The 8,080-nt window shown below is 39.5% G+C and carries 8 protein-coding genes; 7 read left to right on the top strand and 1 reads right to left on the bottom strand.

Annotation, left to right across the window (positions count from 1 at the left end):
• Both KTHG_RS21200 and KTHG_RS09705 read left to right on the top strand, forming a co-directional pair.
• On the top strand, nt 1-552 hold a 552-nt coding region (locus KTHG_RS21200; RefSeq protein ID WP_147633090.1), incomplete at its 5' end, for an RNA-guided endonuclease TnpB family protein.
• Between the two features lie 319 nt (nt 553-871).
• Nucleotides 872-1,411 (top strand): PadR family transcriptional regulator, encoded by a 540-nt coding sequence (locus tag KTHG_RS09705; protein WP_186439547.1) that lies wholly within the window; start codon nt 872-874, stop codon nt 1,409-1,411.
• A 78-nt stretch (nt 1,412-1,489) separates the two neighbouring features.
• Here KTHG_RS09705 and KTHG_RS09700 read toward each other — a convergent pair whose 3' ends face one another.
• A complete protein-coding gene (locus KTHG_RS09700; protein ID WP_139993158.1) occupies nt 1,490-2,362 on the bottom strand; it encodes a MerR family transcriptional regulator in 873 nt (290 codons plus the stop codon).
• A 181-nt stretch (nt 2,363-2,543) separates the two neighbouring features.
• Between KTHG_RS09700 and KTHG_RS09695 the strand changes: the two genes are divergently transcribed.
• Genes KTHG_RS09695 through KTHG_RS09675 form a run of 5 tightly spaced genes read left to right on the top strand, consistent with a single transcriptional unit; the run spans nt 2,544 to nt 7,883 of the window.
• Complete coding sequence (locus KTHG_RS09695; protein WP_126989680.1) at nt 2,544-4,094, top strand: phytoene desaturase family protein; 1,551 nt, start codon at nt 2,544-2,546, stop codon at nt 4,092-4,094.
• Entirely contained in the window at nt 4,081-4,809 is a 729-nt protein-coding gene (locus KTHG_RS09690; RefSeq protein ID WP_139993156.1) for a carotenoid biosynthesis protein, read from the top strand. Before KTHG_RS09695 ends, KTHG_RS09690 begins: the two co-directional genes overlap by 14 nt.
• Entirely contained in the window at nt 4,790-5,392 is a 603-nt protein-coding gene (locus KTHG_RS09685) for a lysophospholipid acyltransferase family protein (RefSeq protein ID WP_139993154.1), read from the top strand. Before KTHG_RS09690 ends, KTHG_RS09685 begins: the two co-directional genes overlap by 20 nt.
• Nucleotides 5,386-6,471 carry a glycosyltransferase family 2 protein gene (locus tag KTHG_RS09680; RefSeq protein ID WP_139993152.1) on the top strand — a complete coding sequence of 362 codons (1,086 nt, stop codon included), beginning with the start codon at nt 5,386-5,388 and terminating at the stop codon, nt 6,469-6,471. The genes KTHG_RS09685 and KTHG_RS09680 overlap by 7 nt, the downstream gene beginning before the upstream one ends.
• A complete protein-coding gene (locus KTHG_RS09675; RefSeq protein ID WP_139993149.1) occupies nt 6,468-7,883 on the top strand; it encodes a phytoene desaturase family protein in 1,416 nt (471 codons plus the stop codon). The genes KTHG_RS09680 and KTHG_RS09675 overlap by 4 nt, the downstream gene beginning before the upstream one ends.
• The last annotated feature ends 197 nt before the right edge of the window (nt 7,884-8,080 follow it).

The following is an 8,080-nucleotide window of genomic DNA, read 5'->3' as shown; positions in this document are numbered from 1 at the left end:
ACGAAGAAGATGGAACAGAAATTAAAACGGGAGCAGCGTAAATTATCACGTAGGTATGAACAAGCAAAAAAAGATAATCGAGATTTAAAGAAAAGTAAAAACTATCAAAAACAACGCATGAAAGTCGCACGATTGCGCGAACGTGTGGCGTTTCAGCGGGAAGATTTCTTGAACAAACTATCAACGGAACTAATTCGTCAATACGACATTATCTGCTTAGAAGATTTACACATCAAAGGCCTGTTGAAAAATCATAAACTAGCGAAAGCGATTAGTGATGTTTCCTGGTCCTCTTTTGTGCAAAAACTGATGTATAAGGCGAAATGGTACGGACGTGAAGTCGTGAAGGTTTCACGCTTCTACCCATCTAGTCAAATTTGTCATGCATGTGGTCATTATGATTGTAAGAAGTCACTCGATATTCGTGCATGGACTTGCCCATCTTGTTTTACGACATTAGACCGCGACATCAATGCAAGTCGTAATATTTTAGGAGAAGGGCTAAGGATTTTAAATAACCCAACCGTAGGGACTACGGGGATAGCCTACTAAAAAAAGTGAAGCCACTGTTTCGAGCAGTTGGAAACAAGCAAGCACTGTTCGTAGGAATCTCCCACTTCAAGCACGTTCGTTAAAACGGCTAAGTGGGGTTGTTCAACTGAACATAGTGGGTTTTAACGCCCGTTACTAAAAATACGTATCTTCCAACTACTTCGAATTCATGGAATCCTTTAAAGTAACGCATCCAAATCCTTATATGCAAATCCTCTGAAAGATATGTCATTTGTCATGAAAATAGCTCCCTATGTATATATTTGATGAAAAGCGGGTACTATCAATTAGATATATCATGAAAATAGGAGGGTTTGTGTTGAAAAGATATAGTGCAACGACTTATGCCATCCTTGGTTTGCTGACGACGCATTGTCGCACCGGCTATGATATAAAGCGCATGATTGATACGAGTTTGTCTCATTTCTGGAAAATAAGTTATGGACAAATTTATCCGTCATTAAAGCTATTAGTAGAAGATGGCTTGATTGAGCGTCATGATCAGACAGGCAGTACAAAAGTCGAACGTGTGGAATACACATTGACTAATGAAGGTCAGGAATTGTTAAAACAATGGTTGCAAGAGCCAGTGGAGAAATTTTCGAATGAAAAAAATGAAGTGTTGCTACGCTTATTTTTAAGTGATGAAGAACAGACCACTACAACAATTCAGCAAATAGAGAAGTATCGCGCTGTACAGTATGAAAAGCTTGAAACGTATGAATTAATCGAGCATAGCTTGCGTACAGGGCCAGTGACGATACATCGAAAGCGTGGACTGCTAACTTTACAGTTTGGTAAAAAAATGTCGCGCGCAATTGTTGAATGGTGTGATGAAACAATTACAGAGTTACGCTGATTTTCTATGAAAGTGTTTAAAAATATAAAATAATAATTGTATAAAAAGCTGACACTTTATAGTGTCAGCTTTTTGGTGTTATAAAATATGAGGCCAAATTGTCTCTAATGATTGTGCAATTTGAATCGTTTTGGGTGAGATAGAAGAGGATGCGACACCTTCTCCACCAATGAAAAAATGAGTAGCTGGATGTTTATTAGCAAAAGCATCGAGTTTTTTTACATACGCTACATCTTCTAGTGGAAGTTTAGTTGTTGCAGAAAGAAGTACGACTCTTGGCTTAAATTCTTCGACAAAATCTTCAATTGTTCCAGGAGCAGGTGATTGACCAATTAAAAAAATTCGAGCTCCCTTTAATTGAATTTGTAGTAATAGAATATGCAAAGGTAGTTCATGTTGCTCATTTGGTAAACAGGCCCCCATCACCAACTTAGCATTTGGTGGAACGGGTATTTGGTGACTAAGCTCAATTAAATGATGCTGTAGTAAGGTAGAAGAAAATTTCTCCTGATATTCAGCCCATTGTTTAGTCGCCCAACGATTTCCTACTTCTTTCAAAAAAGGTTGGACAATTTCTTGCAAGTAGGTCACTAAACCACATTGCTGATGGGCTTGGTGAAGTGTGTAGGAAAATTTTTCTTCATTACACTGCGCACCATAGGCAAGTAATTTAAAGAAAAAAGAGTGACTTGGAAGTGCGGAGGTATCCTTCATATAAATTACGTCATTGGTCGCATCAATCGCTTTTTTTAATGATAATCCTCCGCTCATTTTTTTGCTTAAAATGTATAAAAATGCTACTTGATGATTCGAATATCGTCGATAACTATTTGATAGTCTCATTGGTTTCAAAAAATCATAGCGTTCCTCCCATTTTCGTAATGTATCTTTTTTAATCCCCGTAATTGCTGAAACATCTGCAATAGTGAAATGTTCTAAAGAATCATGCATACAGTTGCCCCCCTTGTGAATTCTAATTATAGCTGGAATTATTCTTTTGTCCAATATTTTAAAATAAAGGTTTGACAAAAATAAAATAGCGGTATACTTTAATTATACTGAGTAGTATAAATAAATTAGACTCATACAAGTGTTTAAGTATAGAAAATATATTTTTTAGGAGGCCATTTACGTGAAAAAAATTTATGTTATTGGTGCAGGTCCTGGTGGATTGACATCAGCCATGTTGTTAGCAAATGCAGGGTATGAGGTAGAGGTATTTGAAAAAGAAAATTTTGTTGGTGGACGAACGAGTGCAATTCAAATAGGGGAGTATACATTTGATCGCGGTCCAACGTTTTTAAATATGATGTATTTAATTCGAGAAATTTTTGAATTAACGGGCCGAAAGCTAGAAGATTATGTGGAGCCAATTGCACTCAAGCCTTTATATGAGCTTGTATATGCAGATAAACGTTTTACGGTGAGTTCAAACTATGAAGAAATGATGAATACGATTGCTACTACTTTTCCCGGAAATGAGCATGGTTATACACGTTATTTACAAGAAACACATAAAAAATTGGAGGCGCTATCACCCTTACTACAACGAAAAATGGATAGTGTGACCGATTTAATGAGCCCAGAAGCAATTAAAGCTTTACCAGAGCTAGAATTTGGGAAGTCATTAATGGACAAATTAGGTGAATACTTTAATGATGAGGAATTGCAGCTTGCCTTTACTTTCCAATCAAAATATTTGGGCATGTCTCCGTGGAGCTGTCCGGGCGCCTTTTCAATTCTGTCTTATATTGAGCAGGCATATGGCATTTATCACTTAAAGGGCGGTTTGAATCAATTAACGAAAGCGATGGCGACAGTTCTTGAAGAAATGAATGTCAAAATTCATTTAAATACACCAATTCAAGAAGTAGTTCAGTATAAAAAACGTATTGAGGGCATTCGTCTTGAATCAGGTGAATTACTTCATTGTGATGATGTTGTCATCAATGCAGACTTTGGCTATGCGATGACGAAACTTTTAAAAAATACGAAGAGTCGCCAGTGGTCACCGCAAAAAGTTGAGAAAAAACAATATTCTTGCTCGACATTTATGTTGTATTTAGGCATTGATACGCAGTATGACTTACAGCATCATACGATTTTATTTGCGGAAGATTACCGCAAAAATATGGAAGAGATTTCAGATACAAAATTATTGTCAAAAGACATGTCCATCTATGTGCAAAATCCTGTTGTAACAGATGATTCACTTGCACCAGAAGGGAAATCAACATTATATGTATTAGCTCCTGTACCGAACAATTTCAGTGATATTGAATGGGAAGAAGTAAAGCATGAGTATCGCGCGCTATTATTGAAAACATTAGAGGAGCGTCTAGGTTTAACAGATTTAGAGGCGCATATCGAAGAGGAAATGATGTTCTCACCAGTTGACTGGGAGCAGAAGATGAATGTTTATAAGGGCGCAACGTTTAATTTAGGGCATCAGCTAAATCAAATGATGACATTCCGCCCGCATAATCATTTCTCACCATATGAGAATTGCTGGTTAGTAGGTGGTGGTACACATCCGGGTAGTGGTCTGCCAATTATTATTGAGTCTGCGCGTATTTCGGCGAATTTAATTTTAGAACGCGATGGTGAGAAAACGTATCCAATCAAGCCGCTTCCAAAGGAACTCGACTATCGTATTACGGAATTGAGCCATGCGGTGCTATAAGTTATACATCATTTGGTTTTTAGTTGGCATGATTCTGGTCGGCTTTGATTTAATTCCAAGTTGGCTAGAGTGGGCGAATAGTGTCTTTCTCATTCTTGCAGGTTGTGTAGCAGTTGGTTATGCGATGGAAACCTTTGGGAAAAAGCGAGGGCTTATCGCAAGCATTCTTATTGGTGTAGCAACCTTCACTATTGAAGGCATGAGCGCGCATTTTGATATTTTTTTCGGGAGCTATGATTATACGAATCGCTTCCCACCACTCCTATTTGGTGTACCCATTGGGATTGGTTTTGCCTGGATTGTCATGATTATGGCTGGACATGCGCTAACACTATCGTTTAAAACCCGTCTAGTGAAGGCACTCGTCGCTGCGCTGTATGTTGTCGTACTCGATTTAGTGCTCGACCCCGTAGCATATGTTGTGAAGGGGTACTGGTTATGGGATAGTGAAAGTGCGTATTACGGTATTCCGTTTAGTAATTTCTTTGGCTGGTTTTGCATTGCCTTTGTCGTGCAGCTGCTATTGCCGCGCATAAAACAATTACCGTCAAAACAAAGTATTCACCGGATGAACATGGTGTTTTGGACAATTGTTGTGTTATTTATTTGGATTGCGCTATTAGCAAAACTCTATATGGCATGTATTGTCGTCGTGATTAGTTTTAGTCTACTTCAGATAGGAAGGAGATTTTATAATGGAGCGAAAAAAACTTAGCTATTCCATGTTTCACATCGGACAGAAACTATTTTTAAGACGCATGTTTCGTTCGATGCGCGTGAAGCTTAGTCGGATTGAACAGCCATCGATTATCGTTGTTAATCATAGTAGTTTTTATGATGCACTCGTATTATTTGAATTAGACCGGCGTGGGTATTTACCAAAAAATCGTATTGTCGGGATGAGTGCAGATGGCTTAAAGAAATTTCCGATTTTTAAAAAGCTTGGTACTTTTCCAATTTCACAGCCGATTAAACTTTCGGAGTATAAGGAATTACTGCGTCTTGCACAGACACATACGATTATATTATTTCCGCAAGGGGTCGAAGAGCATGCGGAGAAGCGGCCACTGACGATTCAACCAGGGGTGAAGCGCTTGATGAGTCGATTTCCAAAATATAAGCTACTCTTTATCTCCATTTATTATTCCTTTACAGATGGCGTACGTGGCGATATTGCGTGTCAGCTGACGCCAAAGGCACAGCCTGTAAATATACAACAAATGATGACAACAGAAATTGACACATTAAAGGCAAGTGTTATCACAAATGATCTGAAGGGCTTCACCCGCCTATGGTAATCATACTGCCATTTATTATCGGTGTTTTATGGTTAGTTATAAATGTGCAATTTTTGCGGCGTATGATGGTTCAAAACCATTCGAATCCGTCCATTAGTGTATTAATTCCGCTTCGAGATGAGGCAACGAATGTCCAGTGTCTAATGAAAAACCTGCATAACATAGACTATGAACAGGCAGAATTTCTTTTTTATGATGATCAATCGACGGATGGCACAACTGCGCTTCTTCAAGAAAATCAGTCACTCGACACGCGTTTTCGTCTATTATATGGTGATGCCTTACCAAGTGATTGGCACGGGAAGCCGCATGCCTGTCAGCGTTTGGCTGAGCAAGCAAAGGGGGATATTCTCGTATGGATTGATGCCGATGTGACGCTTCATCCAAAGGCGCTTTTGGCAACTGCGACGATGTTTGAACGGCCAATTGATGCACTATCAGGTTTTCCGCGCTTTGAGATGCGAAATTGGCTCGAAAAATTACTGACGCCATTGCTTCATTTTTTTGTTCATGCGCATTTACCAATTTATTTGGCGAATCGTCAGTGTATGCCAGCAGCGACTGCGGCAAGTGGGGCCTTTATTGCGATTCGCCGGGATGCCTATTTTGAAATAGGAGGGCATACAGCGGTGAAGAATGAGGTAGTCGAGGATGTCGCGCTATTTCGAATGTTAAAAAAATCGGGCAAGCGCGCTATGCTCTACAATATTACCGATTTTGTGTCGTGTGCGATGTATGCAACGGTTCGTGATACATGGCAAGGCTTTCAAAAAAATTGCTTTCGAGGTATTCAGCATTCCTATGTCCTTGGTTGTTTGCTCATTCTTTTTTATAGCATGTATTTTGTGATGCCTGGTGTATTATTCATTATTGGGCTTAGCACACAGCATCTTTTATACACATTGCCACTCATTTGCATTACCGTTATGCGCCTAGTCAGTGATTATGTTGCAAAGCAGCTATCGATTTTTAGCTTACTGATGCCGGTCAGTGCACTAGCGTATTGTGTGTTATTATGTACGACAATGATTCAAACTGCACGTAAAAAATCGATGTATTGGAAGGGGCGAAAGCTATGAAAAAACGTGCCATTATTATTGGTGGCGGGCTAGGGGGAATGGCTGCGGCACTCACGCTTAGTCGTCACTATGATGTGCATATTTTTGAGAAAAATGCTTGGCTTGGTGGCAAAATGCAGTCGATTCAAGTCGGGGAGCATCAATTTGATTATGGTCCTAATACACTGACGATGCCACGTTACTTTTGGGAATTGGTTGCACCGTTTGGTGATGCAAAAAAGCTACTGCCTTTTAAAAAGCTCGACAATGCCACGAAGCATCAGTGGGGAGAGCATGAAGTAACCTTTACGACGAATCGTCACAACATGCAACAACAGCTTGCGGCCATTGATCCGGTAAGTGCCGCGAATTATCCTGCTTTTTTAGAGGAAGTGACGCGCCTTTTCAAGTTAAGTGAAAAAGCTTTTTTAACGAAAACCTTTTTTTCAATCAAAGATTATGTAAAGCCAAGTCTCCTTTATCATTTAGTACAGGCACATCCTTTTGAAACATTGGACACCTTTTTAGCGCGCTATTTTCCGCATCCTACAGTCCGTCAGTTATTCGGCCGCTTTGCAACGTATATTGGCTCATCGCCTTATGCTTCTCCGGCGACTTTTGCGATGATTGCCTATTTTGAATTAGTAGATGGCACGTATTATTTAGACGGCGGGGCAACGATGATTGCGCGTGTGCTAGAGGAATTACTATTAGAGCAGGGTGTACATATTCATATTAATGAGCAAATTGAAAAGTTGGCGATGGCAAATAACGAAGTAACATTTTGTGAAACTGCTAAAGGACGGTACAGCGCAGACATGATTATTAGTGATATTGATTATGCAGTGGCGCAGACATTATTAGGGCGACAGCCACGCACGTATGAGTTATCGACATCAGCTTATGTCGAGCTTATTACACTCAAAGAGCCGGTGTCGCTGCATTATCACAATGTATTATTTAGCGATGATTACAAGGCGGAATTTCAATTTCTTCGAAACGGTCAATTAGCAAATGAGGCGACGGTGTATAGTTGTTATCCATATGCCGCTACTAAAGAAGGGCATCCAGGATTATTTGTATTAGTAAATGCCCCTGCAAAAATAGCGCTGTCGATGAAAAAAGCACAGCAGCAAGTCACCGAGGCACTAACGCGTTGGGGAATTGATACTGCGCAAATCGAAGCACGAAAACAGCTACCACCAAGCTATATTGCCGAGACATTTCATGTGATGCAAGGGGCAATTTATGGTCAGGCATCCAACTCATTACGCGGCAGTTTTTTCAGACCAGCAAATAAAGATTCAAGACTTAAAAATATGTATTTTGTTGGCGGGACAGTGCATCCAGGTGGAGGCTCACCAATTGTTGTAAAGGGTGGCTATGAGGTAGCTAAACGTATTATTGTAGAAAATAATAATTGTATAAAATGATAGTTTGAATGATTTAAAGGTTTTTAAAAGATTTTTTGTAAAATAGTAGAATAATACAATTGTATAATTTGCTGTTTTGATAATATAAATAGGCTTTGACATACATGTAAAAACACTCGCTCCTAGGAGCATAAGAAAAACCGGAATCGCCCCACAGAGCGGTTCCGGTTTTTCATTGCGAACGCTAAAAAGGAAAA

Source organism: Kurthia sp. Dielmo (assembly GCF_000307285.2).
Taxonomy (GTDB): Bacteria; Bacillota; Bacilli; order Bacillales_A; family Planococcaceae; genus Kurthia; species Kurthia populi.
The sequence above is the reverse complement of the archived record's forward strand: the minus strand, read 5'-3'. Positions and strand labels throughout refer to the sequence as shown.

Bases quoted from the DNA above. Each gene is read 5' to 3' on its own strand.
- KTHG_RS09700 (WP_139993158.1), bottom strand. From the start codon at position 2,362: ATGCATGATTCTTTAGAACATTTCACTATTGCAGATGTTTCAGCAATT.
- KTHG_RS09690 (WP_139993156.1), top strand. From the start codon at position 4,081: ATGCGGTGCTATAAGTTATACATCATTTGGTTTTTAGTTGGCATGATT.
- KTHG_RS09685 (WP_139993154.1), top strand. From the start codon at position 4,790: ATGGAGCGAAAAAAACTTAGCTATTCCATGTTTCACATCGGACAGAAA.
- KTHG_RS09680 (WP_139993152.1), top strand. From the start codon at position 5,386: ATGGTAATCATACTGCCATTTATTATCGGTGTTTTATGGTTAGTTATA.
- KTHG_RS09675 (WP_139993149.1), top strand. From the start codon at position 6,468: ATGAAAAAACGTGCCATTATTATTGGTGGCGGGCTAGGGGGAATGGCT.